The 18,124-nt window shown below is 71.9% G+C and carries 16 protein-coding genes; 1 reads left to right on the top strand and 15 read right to left on the bottom strand.

Going from position 1 to position 18,124, the window contains the following annotated elements; genetic code table 11:
* Positions 1-4 precede the first annotated feature (4 nt).
* The 4 genes from HDA32_RS18415 to HDA32_RS18430 form a co-directional block, all read right to left on the bottom strand.
* Positions 5-931, bottom strand: coding sequence for an RluA family pseudouridine synthase (locus HDA32_RS18415; RefSeq protein ID WP_179644360.1), 927 nt, complete (start codon positions 929-931; stop codon positions 5-7).
* The gene (locus tag HDA32_RS18420) at positions 924-1,679 is read right to left on the bottom strand and encodes a signal peptidase II (protein WP_179644361.1); all 756 of its coding nucleotides are present in this window, start codon (positions 1,677-1,679) and stop codon (positions 924-926) included. The genes HDA32_RS18415 and HDA32_RS18420 overlap by 8 nt, the downstream gene beginning before the upstream one ends.
* 50 nt (positions 1,680-1,729) lie before the next feature.
* A complete protein-coding gene (locus HDA32_RS18425; RefSeq protein ID WP_312863237.1) occupies positions 1,730-2,134 on the bottom strand; it encodes a TraR/DksA family transcriptional regulator in 405 nt (134 codons plus the stop codon).
* A gap of 228 nt (positions 2,135-2,362) precedes the next feature.
* A complete protein-coding gene (locus tag HDA32_RS18430; protein ID WP_179644363.1) occupies positions 2,363-2,623 on the bottom strand; it encodes a divalent-cation tolerance protein CutA in 261 nt (86 codons plus the stop codon).
* A 380-nt stretch (positions 2,624-3,003) separates the two neighbouring features.
* On the opposite strand from HDA32_RS18430, the gene ileS reads away from it, so the two are divergent.
* The gene (gene ileS / locus HDA32_RS18435) at positions 3,004-6,204 is read left to right on the top strand and encodes an isoleucine--tRNA ligase (protein WP_376766968.1); all 3,201 of its coding nucleotides are present in this window, start codon (positions 3,004-3,006) and stop codon (positions 6,202-6,204) included.
* 339 nt (positions 6,205-6,543) lie between these two features.
* On the opposite strand, the gene HDA32_RS18440 is transcribed toward ileS, so the two are convergent.
* From HDA32_RS18440 to ftsW, 11 genes are all read right to left on the bottom strand, one after another.
* Positions 6,544-7,935 (bottom strand): hypothetical protein, encoded by a 1,392-nt coding sequence (locus HDA32_RS18440; RefSeq protein ID WP_179644365.1) that lies wholly within the window; start codon positions 7,933-7,935, stop codon positions 6,544-6,546.
* Positions 7,936-7,989: 54 nt separating this feature from the next.
* On the bottom strand, positions 7,990-8,865 hold the full coding sequence (locus HDA32_RS18445) for a DivIVA domain-containing protein (protein WP_179644366.1): 876 nt from the start codon (positions 8,863-8,865) through the stop codon (positions 7,990-7,992).
* 128 nt (positions 8,866-8,993) lie between these two features.
* Positions 8,994-9,287, bottom strand: a complete 294-nt coding sequence (locus HDA32_RS18450) for a YggT family protein (protein ID WP_179644367.1) — start codon at positions 9,285-9,287, stop codon at positions 8,994-8,996.
* Positions 9,288-9,326: 39 nt separating this feature from the next.
* On the bottom strand, positions 9,327-9,851 hold the full coding sequence (locus HDA32_RS18455; RefSeq protein ID WP_179644368.1) for a cell division protein SepF: 525 nt from the start codon (positions 9,849-9,851) through the stop codon (positions 9,327-9,329).
* 121 nt (positions 9,852-9,972) lie between these two features.
* Positions 9,973-10,719, bottom strand: a complete 747-nt coding sequence (locus HDA32_RS18460; RefSeq protein WP_179644369.1) for a YggS family pyridoxal phosphate-dependent enzyme — start codon at positions 10,717-10,719, stop codon at positions 9,973-9,975.
* A 1-nt stretch (position 10,720) separates the two neighbouring features.
* Positions 10,721-11,443 (bottom strand): peptidoglycan editing factor PgeF, encoded by a 723-nt coding sequence (pgeF, locus tag HDA32_RS18465; protein WP_179644370.1) that lies wholly within the window; start codon positions 11,441-11,443, stop codon positions 10,721-10,723.
* A 118-nt stretch (positions 11,444-11,561) separates the two neighbouring features.
* The gene (gene ftsZ, locus HDA32_RS18470; RefSeq protein WP_179644372.1) at positions 11,562-12,992 is read right to left on the bottom strand and encodes a cell division protein FtsZ; all 1,431 of its coding nucleotides are present in this window, start codon (positions 12,990-12,992) and stop codon (positions 11,562-11,564) included.
* Positions 12,993-13,379: 387 nt separating this feature from the next.
* Positions 13,380-14,096 (bottom strand): cell division protein FtsQ/DivIB, encoded by a 717-nt coding sequence (locus HDA32_RS18475; protein WP_179644373.1) that lies wholly within the window; start codon positions 14,094-14,096, stop codon positions 13,380-13,382.
* 49 nt (positions 14,097-14,145) lie between these two features.
* Positions 14,146-15,606 (bottom strand): UDP-N-acetylmuramate--L-alanine ligase, encoded by a 1,461-nt coding sequence (murC, locus tag HDA32_RS18480; protein WP_179644375.1) that lies wholly within the window; start codon positions 15,604-15,606, stop codon positions 14,146-14,148.
* On the bottom strand, positions 15,603-16,763 hold the full coding sequence (gene murG, locus HDA32_RS18485; RefSeq protein WP_179644376.1) for an undecaprenyldiphospho-muramoylpentapeptide beta-N-acetylglucosaminyltransferase: 1,161 nt from the start codon (positions 16,761-16,763) through the stop codon (positions 15,603-15,605). The genes murC and murG overlap by 4 nt, the downstream gene beginning before the upstream one ends.
* The gene (gene ftsW, locus HDA32_RS18490; RefSeq protein ID WP_179644377.1) at positions 16,760-18,058 is read right to left on the bottom strand and encodes a putative lipid II flippase FtsW; all 1,299 of its coding nucleotides are present in this window, start codon (positions 18,056-18,058) and stop codon (positions 16,760-16,762) included. Before ftsW ends, murG begins: the two co-directional genes overlap by 4 nt.
* Between the last annotated feature and the right edge of the window lie 66 nt (positions 18,059-18,124).

Consider the following 18,124-nt stretch of genomic DNA (forward strand, 5'->3'; position numbering starts at 1 on the left):
AGGGTCAGTCCTCGCGGAGCAGGCCCAGGGCCTTGTCCAGGTCGTCGGGGTAGGGACTCTCGAACTCCACGGGGCGGCCCTCGGTGGGGTGCTCGAAGCCCAGCCGCACCGCGTGCAGCCACTGGCGGCGGACGCCGAGCCGGTCGGCCAGCGTGGGGTCGGCGCCGTAGAGGTGGTCGCCGACGCAGGGGTGGCGCATGGCCGCCATGTGCACCCGGATCTGGTGGGTGCGGCCGGTCTCCAGCTTGATCTCCAGCAGGCTGGCCGCCCGGAACGCCTCCACCGTGTCGTAGTGGGTGACCGACGGGCGCCCGCCCGCGACCACCGCGAACCGGCCGTCGCCCGAGGGGTGGCGGTCGATCGGCGCGTCGACCGTGCCGCGCAGCGGGTCGGGGTGGCCCTGCACGAGGGTGTGGTAGCGCTTGTCGACCGTGCGCTCCTTGAAGGCGCGCTTGAGGACGCTGTAGGCGATCTCGCTCTTGGCCACCACCATCACGCCGGTGGTGTTGGCGTCGAGCCGGTGCACGATGCCCTGCCGCTCGGCGGCGCCGCTCGTCGTCACCTGGACGCCGGAGGCCAGCAGGCCCTCCAGCACCGAAGGGCCGGTCCAGCCGACGGTCGGGTGCGCGACGACCCCGACGGGCTTGTCGACGACGACGATGTCGGCGTCCTCGAACACGACCCGCATGCCCGGCACGGGCTCGGGCCGCGGGACCGGCGCGGTCGGCGGCGGGGGCAGCGTGACGTCCAGCCACGTCCCGGCCTGGACGCGGTCGGACTTCGCCGCGCCGGAGCCGTCGACGAGCACGCTGCCCTCGGCGATCAGCTCGGCGGCGCGGGTGCGCGACAGGCCGAACATCCGCGCGATGGCGGCGTCGAGGCGGTCGCCCTCGAGGCCGTCGGGCACGGGCATGCTGCGATGGTCACTCACGGCCGTCCTCCTTGCTCGCCGGTGGGGCCGCGGGCGGGGCCTCGGGAGGCTGCGCGCCGTCGGCGCGCTCCTGGTCGGCGGGGTCGTCGCGCCTCGGCTCCGCCGCTCGCGGCCCGTCCCCGGCGTCGCCGCCCGAGCTCGCCTCCCCGGTGTCCTCGCGGTCGCGGTCGGACTCCCGGGTTCCGTCGATGTTGACGCCCCTGAACGCCAGCAGCACCGCGAGCACGCCGCCGCAGACGATGCAGGAGTCGGCGATGTTGAACACCGGCCAGTTGGGGATCTGGATCCAGTCGACGACGTGGCCGTGCAGCGGGGCCGGCGGCGAGAACAGCCGCTCCAGCCAGCTCCCCTGCGCGCCGGAGCCGACCAGCGAGGCGGAGACGTCCCGGGGGGAGTCGGGCCGCCAGACGCGGTCGACGAGGTTGCCCGCGGCCCCGCCGAGGATCAGGCCCAGCGTGACGGCCCACCACGCGCTGCGCACCTTGCGCGCCGCTGCGAGGATGTAGGCAATCACCGCGATCATGACCAGGCTGAACACCCAGGTCACCCCGGTGCCGATGGAGAAGGCGGCACCCGGGTTGAAGACCAGGGTCAGCTTCAGCAACCCGTTCAGCAGTTCCACCGGATCGTGCGGCGAGAACCGCGCCAGCGCGATCTCCTTGGTGGCGAAGTCGGCCACCAGGGCGGCGAGCGCCACGGCCAGTAGAAAAATGGACCGCCGCGGCCCGGCCGCGGCGGATTCGTTCACCTTGCGGCCCTCGTTCCCGGAGTGGTCCTTCCCGGGCTTGTCTGTCCTGCTCAGCGACGCTCCTCGCGCTGTTTGCACTGCACGCACTGTGTGGCGCGCGGGAACGCCTGGAGCCGCGCCTTGCCGATGGGCCGGCCGCACGACTCGCAGACGCCGTAGGTCCCGGCGTCCATCCGTTCGATCGCCCGCTCGTTCTGGGCGAGCAGGTCACGCACATTGTAGGCCAGCACCAGATCGTGTTCGCGCTGGTATGCCTTCGCCCCGATGTCGGCGGGGTCGTCACCGGCGCCGTCGACGGAGTCCGACAGCCGCTCGGCCAGCTCCGACTCGGCGGCCGCGATGTCGGCGCGCAGCCGCGCGACCTCGGATTCCAGCCCCTGGCGCACCTCTGCGAGTTCCGCCTCGCCCCAGGGGTCCTCCCCCGGGCGGACGGGGAGATCGGCGGATTCGGTCACGCTCGCATCCCCCTCCCTGAACTTTGTCCGGGGAAGCATAAACGCCGAAATCGGGCCGGGCAATCAGCCACGGCGCGACACAGCGAACGGCTCACCGGCCCACTCATCGAGCTTCGACCGCCGCGTTCGCGGGTCGGGGATGAGATCTCCAGGGCTCGGACCTGCTGTGCCGCCGGCGCTGCGCGCACTGCGACAGCCGACTCCCTGCGCGAACCCGATCGCCGGACATCAGTCAGCGGCGGCGAACCCATCGTAGCTCTCGGCCAGCGCGGCCAGGTGGGGCTGGTCCAGCGCCGCCGAACCGCCGTGCGGGCCGGTGCGCACCTCGATCACCCAGTCGACGTCCTCGGCGTCGTCCTCACCGGCCAGCATGTCGCGGTGCAGCGCGCACGGCTCGTAGCCCTGCGCCAGCAGCTGCTCGGCCAGCTCCTCGGCGTCGTCGCGGTCCGGGAGCGTCACCAGCACCGCACCTGTCGCCTGATCCGTCATCGTGCCTCCCTCATTCGTCCCGGCAGGCAAGTATGCCCGGCCGCGCCGACCACCGTGGAAGACGGATCGGTCCGGGCCCGCGGTTGCGTTATTCTCGGTGCCAGCGAGGCGTAGATGGGGACGAGTACCGCCGGACACAGCCAGGAGCGACCCGGGGAGGGTGGAAGCCCGGGGGCATGACCGTCGGGAAGATCACCCCGGAGCCGCCGGAGGAACGGCCACGCCGCCGGTGATCGGCGCGGACGGCCCAGTAGAACCGGCAGCGGCAGCAACGAAGCGGGGCGCGCCGACGGTCGGCGCTCCCAAGGAGGGTGGTACCGCGGGGCCGTGGCCTCGTCCCTCCATCAGGTGACCGGACCCTGATGAAAGAGGTACGCCAGGTGTCGCACGAGCAACGCCCCGCATCCCGGCCGTTCCCCGCGCTGCCGGCCCAGATCGATCTGCCCGCCGTCGAGCACGAGGTGCTGCGCCGCTGGTCGGAGCAGAAGATCTTCGAACGCTCCCTCGAACGGACCCGCGGCGGCCCGAACTGGGTGTTCTTCGAGGGCCCCCCGACCGCCAACGGCCAGCCCGGCGTGCACCACGTCGAGGCGCGGGTGTTCAAGGACGTGTTCCCGCGGTTCAAGACCATGAAGGGCTTCCACGTCAACCGCAAGGCCGGCTGGGACTGCCACGGCCTGCCGGTCGAGGTGGCCGTGGAGAAGGAACTCGGGCTGTCCGGCAAGAAGGACATCGAGGAGTTCGGCGTCGCCGAGTTCAACGCCCACTGCCGCGAGTCGGTGCTGCGCAACGTCGGCGCCTTCACCGCGATGACCGAGCGCATGGGCTACTGGGTCAACATGGACGAGGCCTACCGCACCATGGACCCGGAGTACGTGGAGTCGGTGTGGTGGTCGCTGAAGGCCATCTGGGACAAGGGCCTGCTGGTCCGCGACTACCGGATCAGCCCCTACTGCCCGCGCTGCGGCACCACGCTGTCCGACCACGAGCTGGCCCAGGGCTACGAGACCGTCACCGACCCCTCGGTCTACGTGCGCTTCCCGGTGACCTCGGGCCCGCTGGCCGACCCCGAGCGGCCCACGTCGCTGCTGGTGTGGACCACCACCCCGTGGACGCTGGTGTCCAACACCGCCGTCGCGGCGCACCCCGAGGTCGGCTACGTCGTGGCCACCAACGGCACCGAGCGGCTGATCGTGGCCGAGGACCTGGTCGAGGCGGCGCTGGGCGAGGGCTGGGAGCTCACCGGCGAGCGGTTCGAGGGCGCGGAGATGGAGCGCTGGACCTACCAGCGACCCTTCGAGCTGGTCGCCTTCGACGAGCCGGCGCACTACATCGTGCTCGCCGACTACGTCACCGTCGAGGACGGCACCGGCCTGGTGCACCAGTCCCCCGCCTTCGGCGCCGACGACATGGCGGTCTGCCGCGCCTACGGCCTGCCCGTGGTCAACCCGGTGCGGGCCGACGGCACCTTCGAGGCCGACCTCGACCTGGTGGGGGGCGAGTTCTTCAAGACCGCCGACGCCGCTCTGGTCGACGACCTCTCCGAACGCGGCCTGCTCTTCAAACACCTGGCCTACGAGCACAGCTACCCGCACTGCTGGCGCTGCCACACCCCCCTGCTCTACTACGCGCTGCCGTCCTGGTACATCAAGACCACCGCGATCAAGGACCGGCTGCTGGAGCAGAACGCCCGCACCAACTGGTTCCCCGCGACCATCAAGGAGGGCCGCTACGGCGAGTGGCTGCGCAACAACGTCGACTGGGCGCTGTCGCGCAGCCGCTACTGGGGCACCCCACTGCCGGTGTGGACCTGCTCCGAGGACCACGCGACCGTCGTCGGCTCGCTCGCCGAGCTCGGCGGACTGGCCGGCCGCGACCTCAGCGCGCTGGACCCGCACCGGCCCTACGTCGACGACGTGGTGCTGTCCTGCCCGCAGGCCGACGCGTCGGGGACGCCGTGCGGCCTGGAGGCCCGGCGGGTGCCCGAGGTCATCGACGTCTGGTTCGACTCCGGGGCCATGCCGTTCGCGCAGTGGGGCGCGCCGCACCACAACGACGAGGTGTTCCGGGCGAACTTCCCCGGCCAGTACATCTGCGAGGCCATCGACCAGACCCGCGGCTGGTTCTACTCGATGATGACCGTCAGCACGCTGGTCTTCGGCCGGTCCTCCTACGAGAACGTGGTCTGCCTCGGCCACATCCTCGCCGAGGACGGCCGCAAGATGAGCAAGCACCTCGGCAACGTCCTGGAGCCCATGGCGGTGATGGAGCGGCACGGCGCCGACGCGCTGCGCTGGTTCATGGCGGCCAGCGGCTCACCGTGGATGCCGCGCCGGGTGGGCCACGCAGCACTGGAGGAGATCGTCCGCAAGGTCCTGCTGACCTACTACAACACGGTCTCCTTCTTCACCCTCTACGCCAACGCCGGCGACACCTGGGACCACGGCCGGCTCGCCGAGGCGCCGGATCCGGCCGACCGCCCGCTGCTGGACCGCTGGCTGCTCTCCGAGCTGAACCGCGTGGTCAAGGGCGTGGAGGAGGCACTGGAGCGGTTCGACACCGCGGCGGCCGGCCGCGCGCTCACGGCGTTCGTCGACGACCTGTCCAACTGGTACGTGCGGCGCTCCCGCCGCCGGTTCTGGGCCGGGGCGACCACGCCGGAGGGCGCATCGGCCTTCGCCACGCTGTTCGAGTGCCTGGAGACCGTCACCCTCCTGATGGCCCCGATGGTCCCGTTCCTCACCGACCACGTGTGGGCCGCGCTGCGCCGCCCGGACGCGCCGGAGTCGGTGCACCTGGCCGACTGGCCGCGGGTGCGCGAGGAGCTGATCGACGTCGAGCTGTCGGAGCGGATGGCGCTGACCCGCCGCCTGGTGGAGCTGGGCCGTGCGGCCCGCGCCGACTCCGGCGTGCGCACCCGGCAGCCGCTGGCCCGGGTGCTGGTCGGCGCGGCGCGGTTCGCCTCGCTGCCGGAGCAGCTTCGCGCCCAGATCGCCGAGGAGCTCAACGTCGTCCAGCTCGACCCGCTCTCCGCTGTCGGCGGCGACCTGGTCGACTACACCGTCAAGCCGAACTTCCGGGCGCTGGGCAAGCGGTTCGCCAAGCGCACACCGGTGGTGGCCGAGGCGATCCAGGCGGCCGAGGCCAAGGGCCTGGTCGAGCAGGTCCGCTCGACCGGCTGGGCGCACATCCAGGTCGAGGGCGAGCCGGTGGAGGTCAGCGCCGAGGAGGTGCTGGTCACCGAGCAGCCCCGCGAAGGCTGGGCCGTGGCCTCGGAGGCGGGCGAGACCGTCGCGCTGGACCTTGAGGTGACCCCGGAGCTGCAGCGCGCCGGCCTGGCCCGCGAGATGGTCCGCCTGGTGCAGGACGCCCGCAAGTCCAGCGGTCTGGACATCTCCGACCGCATCGACCTGTGGTGGTCGGCCACCGACGCCACGACCGCGCGGGCCGTCACCGAGCACGCCGGGACGATCGGCGCCGAGGTGCTGGCCGAGTCCTTCACCGAGGGCGCCCCCGAGGGCGAGGCCCACGTGACCCGGTCAGCGGACTTCGGCGTGACCTTCTGGCTCCGCAAGGCCTAGCGGCACGGGAAACGGCGGCGAAGGGCCGACCCCGGAATAGGAGGCCGGCCCTTCGCGGTCGCCGCTCAGCAGGTCCGAGCCCTGGAAGTCTCGTCTCGCCCCGCGAACGCAGCGGTCAGAACTTGATGAGTCGTCGGTGACCAGGCGGCCAAGGTCCGCGGTGCGGCCTTGTGGTCGACCGGGTGACAGGTGGTTCTCTCGCCGATCTCGACCGTGAGTTCTGACCTTGGCCACTGGGACCGTGAAGCCTCAACCCAAGGAGGGATCCGCGGTGACCGGGCGACGGTGCACGCCCGTCCCCGGCCTCAGGGGGCGAGGTAGAGGGGCCCACCCGCGCGCCTACTCCTGCGGTTTCTCCGGGAAGGTGAGGACTGCGGTCCGGTCCGGGTTCGGTTCGGCTTCGGCCGACTCGGCCGGGGGCGCCTCGGACCGTTCCGGGTCCGGGGTCTGCTCCTCGACCGTTTCCGGCTCGGATTCGGTGGCCGGGTCGGTGCTCTTCGGCGGCTCCGACTCGGCGGTGGGCTCCGGGCGTCCCGATTCGGCGGGCTCTGCGGGCTCCTGCGGCTCCACGGCCTCGATGTCCGTGGATTCGTCGGCCCGAGTTACGGATTCCCCGTCCGGCTCGGTCCGGTGCTCCTCCGCCGCAGGCGCCTCCGACTCTTCGGCGGCGGGCTCCGGACGGGACTCCGCACCGCCCTCGGCGACCGCGGCGTCCTCTGGACTCTCTGGGTCCTCGGCGACCGCGGCGCTCCCGGGCTCCTCGGCGGGCTCCGCCTCCTCGGCCACCGTGGACTCCTCGGCGGCCTCGGGCCGCTCGGGGGCGGGGCGCTCCTCGCTCAAGGCCCGGACGGACTCCGGCTCCTCGGCGGCCGGGCTCTCGGATTCTCCGGCGGCGGCAGGTGCATCGGGAGCGGCCGTCCCGGCCGTCTCCGGTGCGGACTCGCCGATCGACTCGCTCCGGCTCCAGTGCTGCGCGGGCCGTGCCGGGGTCTCGGGGACCGAGTAGCGGAAGGCGCCCTCGGACCGCTGCGCCGCGGCGCCCTCCGGCGGCTCCTCCTCGGGGGCGGGTCCGGGTTCCTCCTGCGGCTCCGCCCGGGTCGCATCGGGTTCGCGGGCCTCGTGGGGCTCCTCGTCGCGGACCTCGTGCGGTCGGTACGGCTCTTCGCGGGCCTCGTGGATCTCGTGGGAATCGTGCGGCCCGCCGGGCTCGTCCGGCTCGCGGACCTCGTCGTCGGCGGCGGAGTCGGCACGGCCGCGCGGCTCCTCTCGGGGGAACGGCGCCCACTGGGCGGCGACCGAGGCCGGAGGGGCCTCTTCGCCCGCTTCGCCGTCCCGGGGGTCCGGGGGTTGCGGGAGCCGCCACTGGGCCGGCTCCCGGAACGCGGCCGCCCGCACCGGCTCGGCGGCCGGTGCGGGTGCGGACGTTCTGTTCTCCCATGAGTCCGCGACCGGCACCGCTGAGCCGGTCGCTCCGATGGAGGCGGTGCGGACGGACGCCTTCCCCAAACCGTCCGTCCGGGTCGCCGCCACCGGAATCTGCACGTCTCTGCGATCGTCCCGTTCCCGGCCCACCAGGTTCCGCCGGTTGCGGACCACCTCGACCCCGAGCAGGGCGATCGAGAGCCCGGCCAACCCGAAGGCGATGTAGACCAAGGTCAGCTCTGCGAGCGCCAGTGCCACGCCGATGACGATGAACGCCGCTACGACGAGGACGAGGCAAACGGTGATCACTGGAGAGGGTGCCTTTTCACGGACTCAAGGGTTCACATCATGGTGTGCCGACCGTCAGCGACGCTCGTGCGGTGCGTCGCCCGGGTGGTAACCGCCGTGCTGGGCCGGCTCCGGCTGGGCGAACGGGTTGCTGCCGGGAGCGCCGTTGCCCGGGCCGGCGTGCTGCAGCGACGGTGAACCGCCCGTGGGCGCCATCGTCTGGAAGCCGCCGGTCGTGTTCGGGCCGTTGGGCTCGTTGGCCCCTTCGGCGAGCTCGCGGAGCTGGCGCTCGAAGTAGTCCTTGAGCCGGCTGCGGTACTCGCGCTCGAAGTCCTTGAGCTCGCTGACCTTGTGCTCCAGCTCCTCGCGCTGCTGCACCAGCGATCCCATGACCTGGCGGTGGCGCTCCTGGGCGTCGCGGTCGAGGTTCTCGGACCGGGCGCGGGCCTCGTTGACGATCTGCTCGGCCTGGCGGCGGGCCTTGCCGAGGATGTCGTCGGCCTCGTGGCGGGCGCGGCCGAGGGTCTCGTCGGCCTCGCGGCGGGCGTCGGAGATCGCCTGGTCGGCCGTCTGCTGGGCCAGGGCGAGGACACGCGCGGCGGTGTCCATGTTCTCCTCGGCGCCGGGCAGGCCCATGTTGGCCATGGCGGGCATCTGCTCGGGCTGCTTGACCGGCTCAGGGCGCGGTGGCTCGGGCTGCGGCGGCGGCTCCGGAGGCATCTGCTGCTGCTGAGGCTCCTGGGGCTGGAAGTCGTTCATGCCCGCCGGGGGCACCTTCCCGCGCAGGCACTCCGCGAGCTTCCCGCGCAGCTCCTCGTTCTCCTGGATCAGCCGGTCCAGCTCGGACTCGACCTCGTCGAGGAAGGCGTCGACCTCTTCTTCGTCGTACCCCGGCCGTAGCCGGGTCGTACTGAACTGTTTATTCCGTACATCCGCGGGTGTCAGCGGCATGTTCGTCTCCTTGGCGCGCTTGGACTCTGTCCGTAGGGACGCTACCTGATCGTGACTTTGCGGCAACCCAGATCATGACCAAGACCACATATCGGAACCAATGCACAACTTTCCGACATTTGCGGCGGCTACACGGTCGGGATCGCCCACACGAACTGGATGAGGATCATCACCAAGAGGAAGAGGACGGTGAAGCTCAGGTCCAACGCCACACTCCCCAGGCGTACCGGCTTGATGAAGCGACGCAGGAACCTCAACGGTGGGTCTGTGATCGTGTACGTCGTCTCGGCCAGAACCAGTACGAATCCGCTTGGTCGCCAGGATCGAGCGAACGACTGAACCAACTCGAAGACAAGCCGTCCGATGAGTACCAACAGGAAGAGGTACAGGACGGTGGCGAGCACGCTCTGGACGATACTCACAGTCGTTCCCCGACCCAATCACTGGACATCTGTGCTGCTCTAACTCTGATTGAAGAACCCTCGCTCAGCGATGCGTGCTTTGTCTTCAGCGGTCACCTCAACATTGGCCGGGGACAACAAGAACACCTTGTTCGTCACGCGCTCGATACTGCCATGCAGGCCGAAGATCAGCCCCGCCGCGAAGTCGACCAGACGCTTGGCGTCGCTGTCCACCATCTCGGTGAGGTTCATGATCACCGGTATGCCTTCCCGGAAATGCTCTCCGATAGTACGCGCTTCGTTATAGGTGCGGGGATGCAGCGTGGTAATTCGCGCGAGATCGGCGGTCGCGGGAGTGCTATGGGTGACGGTGCGTCGTTCGCCCTGGGACACGGGGTAATCGTCCGCTCTCGTCACTGAGTCGGCTCTGGGGTCGCCGCGGAGTTCGAGGTCTCGGTCACGCCGGTCGTCGACACCCTCATCGAAGTCCTCGAAGTCATCATATTCATCCGCATAGCGGTGATCGTAACGGTCGTCCTCCACGAGGCCGAGGTAGACCGCCATCTTGCGCATCGCGCCGGCCATCTCTTGCCCTCCGTCGTCCCTGTGGTGCTGCACCGCAGATGACTTACACCGGCCCACACCGAAAAAAATCGCCTCGACGGGCGAACTCCACAGCATGGGCGCCAAGGTCCATGTGGGGACATTACCCCACGTTCGGCTCGCGGTCGCCGAGCAACGCCGCACCCAGACGCAGGTGTGTCGCTCCCCCGGCGATCGCGGTCTCGAAGTCGCCACTCATCCCCGCGGAGACCACCGTGGCACGAGGGTAGCGATCCCGGACCCGAGAGGCGACCGAGTTCAGACGGTCGAACGCCTCACCCGGTTCCCCCTCGCGCGGCGCGACCGCCATCACCCCGCCGACCCGCAGGCCCTCCTCGGCGTCGATGGCCGCGGCGACGGCCATGGCGTCGCGCGGGTCCGCTCCCCCGCGCGGCCCGAGCACGCCCTCCACCGACTCCGGGTCCAGGTTGACCTGGACCAGGCAGGTCAGCTCGCGCCGCTCGGCGCGGGCCCGGGCGCCCAGCGCCCTGGCCAGCCGGTCGCGGTCCACCGAGTGGACGACATCGGCGTAGCGCGCCACCGAGCGCGCCTTGTTCGTCTGGAGTTGACCGACGAAGTGCCAGTTGAGACCGAGATCACCGCATTGCGCCGCCTTCGGTGCGGCCTCCTGGTCCCGGTTCTCCCCGACGTCGGTGATGCCGAGCCCGGCCAGGATGCGCACGTCAGAGGCCGGATAGGTCTTCGTGACCGCGATGATCTTCACATCTTCGGGCCGCCGTCCGGCCGCGGCGCAGGCCGCGGCCACCCGTGCGCGCACGTCGGCGAGGTTGGCGGCGATCAGCTCGGCGCGCGGCACCGGGTCCGCCCCGCGGTCCGCATCCCCGGCCACGTCAGGACCGCCACACGTAGCCGGCGAGGCGCCCCGTCGGCGCCTGCCTGCGGTGGGAGAAGAGTTCGGGGGTCTCCAGCGTGCAGCGCTCGTCGGCGACGATCTGACCGATTCCGGCCCTGCGCAACTGCGCGGTGACACCGGCCCGCATGTCGACCCCCGTGGTCCCCTTGCGGGTGCGACTCGCTCCCTCCGGCACGGCGCGCCGCACCTCCTCCTGCATTCCGGGCGGCACCTCGTAGCATTCGCCGCAGATCGATGGGCCCAGCGCGACGGCGATGCGCCCCGGGTCGGCGCCCTGGCCGACCATCTCCCGCACCAGCGCCGTCGCGACGCCCTTGGCCGTCCCGAGCCGGCCCGAATGGGCCGCAGCGGTCACGCCCGCCACCGGATCGGCGGCCAGGATCGGCAGGCAGTCCGCCGCGAGCGCGCCCAGCACCAGGTCACGACGGGTCGTGACGACGCCGTCCACCGCTTCGACCTCGCCGGGCTCGGCCACGACCGCGACGTCGGCGCTGTGCACCTGGTTCATCCAGACGACCCGCTCCGGGTCGAAACCGAACCGGGCGGCCGCGGCCCTGCGGTTCTCCGCCACGGCCTCGGGGTCGTCGGCCACCCCCGTCCCGAGGTTCAGCGTGTCGTAGGGCGCTGCGCTCACGCCCCCGTCATAGCGCTGGGTGAAGCCGGCCCGATAGCCCGGCGCCAGCTCGATCACGGCACTCATCGTGGGGACTGCTTCTCCTGGGAGAGGGAGGGGAGGAAAGCCGTTCGGCGGCGGTTCAGCGAAGCGCGCCGCCGAATCGGTGGGGATCGCGGCAGCGCGGGCGCCCGCGCTGCCGCCGCTACTTCAGGAAGTCCGGGACGTCCAGGTCGTCGCCCTCGTCGAAGATCACCCGGCGTCGGGGGGTGGGGATCTCGCTGGAGCGGGAGAAGGGGCTCTCCGTCCCGGTCCGGCGGACCGGGCCGTAGCCGTTGTCGCCCACCGCACGGATGTTGGGGGTCTGGTAGGGCTCCTCCTCCACGGCCGGTTCCGGCTCGGCCTGCTCCTGCGGCTCCGGCTCGGAGATCTCCTCGGCCCGCGGCGGCTCCGGGGCCGGTTCGGGCTCGGGTTCGGGTTCGGGCTCGCTCACCGGCGCCGGGGCGGGGCGGGCCTGCGGCTCCTCGCGGACCGGCCGCACCGGCTCGGGCCTGGAGGGCGCGGCCGGCGCCTCGGCGGCCGGCGGCTGGACCGGGCGCTCCGGCCGGGCCGGCGGCGGGGCGACCGGTTCCCGCGGGGCGGGATCGGGCGGCACCGCGGCCGCCTTCGGGGGGAGAGCGGCCTCCACCCTGGGCTCGTCGAAGCCCGCGGCGATGACGGTCACCCGAACCTCGTCGCCCAGCGCGTCGTCGATGACGGCGCCGAAGATGATGTTGGCCTCGGGGGCCGCGGAGTTGGCGACCAGCTGGGCCGCCTCGTTGATCTCGAACAGGCCCAGGTCGGAGCCGCCCTGGATGGACAGCAGGACGCCGTGGGCGCCGTCGATGCTGGCCTCCAGCAGCGGCGAGGAGATCGCCATCTCGGCCGCCGCCACCGCGCGGTCGTCGCCCCGGGCCGAACCGATGCCCATGAGGGCCGATCCGGCGCCGGACATGACCGACTTGACGTCGGCGAAGTCCAGATTGATCAGGCCGGGCGTGGTGATGAGGTCGGTGATGCCCTGAACACCGGACAGCAGCACCTGGTCGGCGGCCTTGAACGCGTCGAGCACGCTGACCTGGCGGTCGGAGATGGACAGCAGCCGGTCGTTGGGGATCACGATGAGCGTGTCGACCTCTTCGCGCAGCATCGCGATGCCCGACTCGGCCTGGGTGGCCCGCCGCTTGCCCTCGAAGCCGAAGGGGCGGGTGACCACGCCGATGGTCAGCGCGCCGATCGATCGGGCGATGTTGGCGACCACCGGCGCGCCGCCGGTGCCCGTGCCGCCGCCCTCGCCCGCGGTCACGAAGACCATGTCGGCCCCCTTGAGGACCTCTTCGATCTCCTCGCGGTGGTCCTCGGCGGCCTTGCGGCCGACGTCGGGGTTGGCGCCCGCGCCCAGTCCGCGGGTGAGTTCGCGGCCGACATCGAGCTTGACGTCGGCATCGCTCATGAGCAGCGCCTGAGCGTCGGTGTTGATGGCGATGAACTCGACGCCCTTGAGTCCCTCTTCGATCATCCGGTTGACGGCGTTGACACCGCCGCCGCCGATGCCGACGACCTTGATGACCGCGAGGTAGTTCTGCGGTGCTGCCACGACGAGGGGCCTTTCCGCTCGCTTCTTGCCAACTGTGCCGGTCCGCCGCCACGGGGCGTTCCTCCGCCCCACCGCCGGACCGGTTCACTGGCTGTCCGGTTCTGCAGTGTTCTCGGTTATCGCTTCGGATCCCGGGGCCGGCACCGGCCGGTCACGGTCCCATGGGGATCGGGGGTCGGCGAGTGCGTCCGAGCTGTCCGCCCGCGCTCGCCTCATGGTGCAAGTCCATACTTATGTCAACTAAAGGTGGTGCTTTCCGACAGTAGGCCGAGGTCCCGCCACCGGGCAACTAATGACGAGCTCAGCCTATCGGCGTGTCGCGCACGGAGGCGATGCGCGCGCCCGGCGCGTCGCGCATGTCATCGCACCGGCCGCCGTCGCCGGTCGTCATTTGACGACGGCCACATCGGAGGCGCTGACGTCGTAGCGCCGCTCCTCGCTCGGCGGGTGCTCGCGCATCAGGATCTCCAGGATCCCGGCCTTCTTCTCGGTGCGCTCGCTGTCGCCCCACATCACGCTCGCCCCGTTGCCCAGCCGCAGGGTGATCTCGGAGCGGTCGGTCGCCTCGATCTCCTCGACGTCGTCCAGGATCGCGGCGGGCAGGCCCTCGACGACGGCCGCGGCCTCGGCGACGGCGGGGTTGCCCTCGACCTCCCCGGTGACCGAGACCAGCGGGTGGCCCGGGGACGGCTCGCCGGTGTCCTCGATGTGGACGCCGTCGTGGTCCACCAGCCGGTAGCCGTCGCCGACCCGGACGCTCAAGGCAGGCGTGCGCTCGACGACCTCCACCCGCAGCGTGGCCGGCCACCCCCGCGAGACCGTGGCCGACTCCACCAGCCGCAGCTCCTCCGCCCGGGCCGCGGCCGCGGCGGTGTCGACCCGGGCCAGAGGGGTGCCGGTGCGCACGTCGACGGCCGAGACCACCTCGCCGGAGTCCAACCGGCCGGCTCCGGTGACCTCGACGTCGCGCACGACGAGCAGCCGCGAGCCGAGGAGCACCCAAGTGACCACGGCGAGCACCGCCACGATGAGCAGCACGACGAAGGCGGCCTTCCACGGGTCGGAGCGGCGCGCCCGGGCGACGGCCTCCTCGGAACCCTCCACCGCATGCCTCCCTCGTCCCGCCGTGCCGGCCCCGGGGTCACGAGATCCCTCAGGCCGGGTCCCCCGGCCTCGGGCCACCGGAGCCGCCCAGTGCCTCGACGATCTCGGGGCCGAGTTCGGTGACGTCGCCCGCGCCCATGGTCAGCACGATGTCGCCGGGCCGCGCCAGGTCCGCGACCTGCACGACGGCGCCGGCCTTGTCCGGGCGGTGGTGCACCCGCTCGTGCCCGACTCGGCCGGTGATGAGCTCGGCGGTGACGCCGGGCTCCGGGTCCTCCCTGGCCGCGTAGATCGCCAGCACCACGGCCTCGTCGGCCAGGGTGAGCGCCTCGGCGAACTCGGTGGCGAAGATCCGGGTGCGACTGTATAGATGGGGTTGGAACAGCGCCACGACCCTGCCCCGTGCGCCGCCCGTCTCCCGCCGGCCCGCCTCGCTCTCCAAAGCGGCCCGCGCCGCTGTGAGGTCGGCCGCGATCTCGGTGGGGTGGTGGGCGTAGCTGTCGTAGACGCGCACGCCGCCGGCCTCGCCCTTGAACTCGAAGCGCCGGGCGGCCCCGGTGAAGCGGGCCAGCCCGTCGGCGGCCACCTCCGGGTCGTGGCCGAGCTCGTCGGCCGCGGCGACGGCCGCCGCGGCGTTGAGCACGTTGTGCCGCCCGGGCACCGCGATGGCGCAGCGCACCGGTTCGGAGCCGGGCGCGGTCAGCGTGAAGGAGGTGGTGAAGCCGTCGGCCCGGACGTCGCTCACCCGGTACTCGGCCTCGGGCGCCTCGCCGTAGGTGCGCACCCGCCGGCCGCGCTCCCTGGCGACCTCGGCGACCTTGCGCGCTCCGGGGTCGTCGATGCCCACCACCAGGGTCTCGGCGACCCGGTCGACGAAGGCGGCGAAGTTGGCGTGGATCTCCTCCAGGCCGCCGTAGTTGTCGAGGTGGTCGGCCTCGACGTTGGTGACCACCGCGATCCTGGGCCGGAGCATCAGGAAGGAGCCGTCGCTCTCGTCGGCTTCGACCACGATCACGTCGCCCGCTCCGGCGTCGGCGCCCAGCCCGGTCGTGACGAGGCTGCCGCCGATGACGTAGCCGGGCTCGACCCCCAGGTGCTGCAGCACCACGGTGAGCATCGAGGTGGTGGTGGTCTTGCCGTGCGTGCCGGCCACCGCGACGCCGCGCCGGTCCAGCAGCAGCGCGCCCAGGGCCGCGGCGCGCGGCAGGATCCGCAGGCCGCGTTCGCGGGCCTCGGCGAGCTCGGGGTTGTCCTCGCGGACCGCCGAGGACACCACCAGGGTGTCGGCGTCGCCGACGTTGCCCGCGGCGTGCCCGACGTGGGTCACCGCGCCCAGCTCGGCGAGCTGGCGCAGCAGCGGGCCGTCCTTGGCGTCACTGCCCGAGACCTCGACGCCGCGCTGCAGCAGCACCCTGGCGATGCCGGACATGCCCACGCCGCCCATGCCGACGAAGTGGACCCGGCCGAGCCTGCCGACCTCGACCGGATCAGTGGGCTGGACCAGGCTCATCGGGCGTCCTTGCCGTCGTCGTAGAGGTCGAGGCCGTCGTCGGAGTCGTCGACGGGCATCTTCGGGGTGGCCTTCTCGCCGCGGGCGATGGCCATGACCTCGCGCGCCAGATCGGCGTCGGCGTCGCGGCGGCCCATCTTGGCCGCGGCCTCCGACATGGCGACGACGCGGTCGGTGTCGGTCAGCAGCGGCAGCATCTGCTCCCGGATCCACTGCGGGGTCAGATCGGAGTTGTCGACCATGAGACCGCCGCCGGCCTGCACGATCGGCTCGGCGTTGAGGCGCTGCTCGCCGTTGCCGATGGGCAGCGGCACGAACACGGCCGGCAGGCCCACGGCGGTGAGCTCGGCGCAGGTCATCGCGCCCGAACGGCACATGGCGACGTCGGCGGCGGCGTAGGCGAGGTCCATCCGGTCGACGTAGGGCACCACCACGTAGGGGACGCCGTCGCGGGTGCGGTCCTCGGGCTCGTCGGCGTTCTTGGGCCCGACCACGTGCAGCACCTGCACGCCGGCGCGGCAGAAGTCGTCGGCGGCGTCGAAGGCGGCCTGGTTGACGGCCTGGGCCCCCTGGGAGCCGCCGAAGATCAGCAGCGTGGGCAGGTCGGGGCGGAGCCCGAAGTGGGCGCGGGCCTTGTCGCCGGCCGCCAGCCGGTCCAGCGTGGAGATCTGCTCGCGCAACGGGATGCCGATGTAGCGGCCGTTGCGGATCTCGGTGTGGGGGTGCCCGGTGAACACGTGCGGGGTCAGCCGCGCGCCGAGCCGGTTGGCCAGGCCCGGCAGCGGGTTGGCCTCGTGCACCACGATCGGGATCCGGCGTCGCCGGGCCGCCAGGTAGCCCGGCGTGGCCACATAGCCGCCGAAGCCGACCAGCACGTCGGCGCCCATGCGCTCCAGGTGGCCGGAGGCGGTGCCGATGGCGTTGGCCAGCTTGCCCGGGACCGACAGGAGCTGCGGCGTCAGTCTGCGCGGCAGCGGAACCGCCGGAATCTCCCCCAGCTCGTAGCCCCGCATGGGGACGAGCCGGGTCTCCAGTCCCCGTTCGGTGCCCAGGCACAGGACCCGGGTGTCGGGATTGACGCGCCGCAGCGCGTCGGCCAGGGCCAGTGCGGGCTCGATGTGCCCGGCCGTGCCGCCTCCGGCGAGGACTACCCTCATCGTCGCCGATTCCTCCTCGCTTGAACCTGCGTGGGACGCGATCCGTTTCTGTCCTGGGCGCCGGGGGCGGTTTTCCCGCCTTCGCCGACATCGTCCAGGCCAAGCCAGCTTAGAGCCCTTTGCACGCGGCCGGGACCGCGAGCGGCGAGCGTCCTGCGGGCGTCGGGCTCCCTTTTGGCGAGGGCCAGCAGGATGCCCAGCGCCAGCATCGTGGGGATCAGGGAGGAGCCTCCGGCCGAGACCAGGGGCAGCGGGATGCCCGTGATGGGCAGCACGCCGATGACCGTGCCGATGTTGACCAGCGCCTGGACCACGATCCACGAGGTGACCGAGGCCGCGGCCAGCCGCACGAACGGGCCGTCGGCCCGCGACGCCACGCGCAGCCCAGCGTAGCCGAGGACACCGAACAGCCCGACGACGATCAGCGTCCCGATCAGGCCGAGCTCCTCGCCGATGATGGCGAAGATGAAGTCGCTCTCGGGGTGCGGCAGGAAGCCCCACTTCTCCCTGCTGTGGCCGATCCCCACGCCGAACAGGCCGCCCGTGCCCAGGGCGTAGAAGCCGTGCAGCAGCTGGAAGCCCGTGTTGTGCGGGTCGGCCTCGGGATTGAGGAAGGACGTCAGCCGCGCCATGCGGTAGGGCTCGACCGCGATCATGATCCCCACCAGGAGCGCCACCAGTCCGAACATGGCGATGAACAGCCGGCCCGGGGCTCCCACCACCCACAGCAGCGCCAGGAAGATCGCCAGCAGCACGAACGTGGTGCCCAGGTCGTTGCCGAGCAGCACCAGCAGCACCAGCACGCCGCACCCCGGCAGCAGGGGGAACAGCAGTTGGCGCCACTCCACCATTTGCCGCAGCTCCTCCCTGCGGGCGAGCACGGTGGCGCCCCACAGCGCGAACGCCAGCTTCGCCGGCTCCGAGGCCTGCACCGTCACGCCGCCGATCTCCAGCCAGCGCGTCGCACCGTAGTACTCCTGCCCGTGGAAGACGGTGAGCACCAGCAGCGCGACCGAGGCGAGCATCGCCGGGTAGCCGACCAGCCGGAACACCTTCAGCGGCATGTGCGAGGCCAGCACCATCAGCGGCAGGCCGATCGCCGCGGCCATGAGCTGCTTCTGGAACAGCGAGAACGCCGACCCGGTCTCGGTGTAGGAGTCCACCATCGAGGAGGAGAGCACCATGGCCAGGCCGAGCGCGGCCAGCAGCGCGCTGCTGCCGAAGATCAGGTAGTAGGACGTCAGCGGGCGGTCCAGCCTGCGCGGCAGGGCCCACAGTCCGCTCAGGGCCGTCATCCCCGGCTCCCGGCCGCGTCCGGTCCCGCCGACCGGAGGAACCGGGTCACCGGTTTCCGGCCGCGT

Source organism: Spinactinospora alkalitolerans (assembly GCF_013408795.1).
Taxonomy (GTDB): domain Bacteria; phylum Actinomycetota; class Actinomycetes; order Streptosporangiales; family Streptosporangiaceae; genus Spinactinospora; species Spinactinospora alkalitolerans.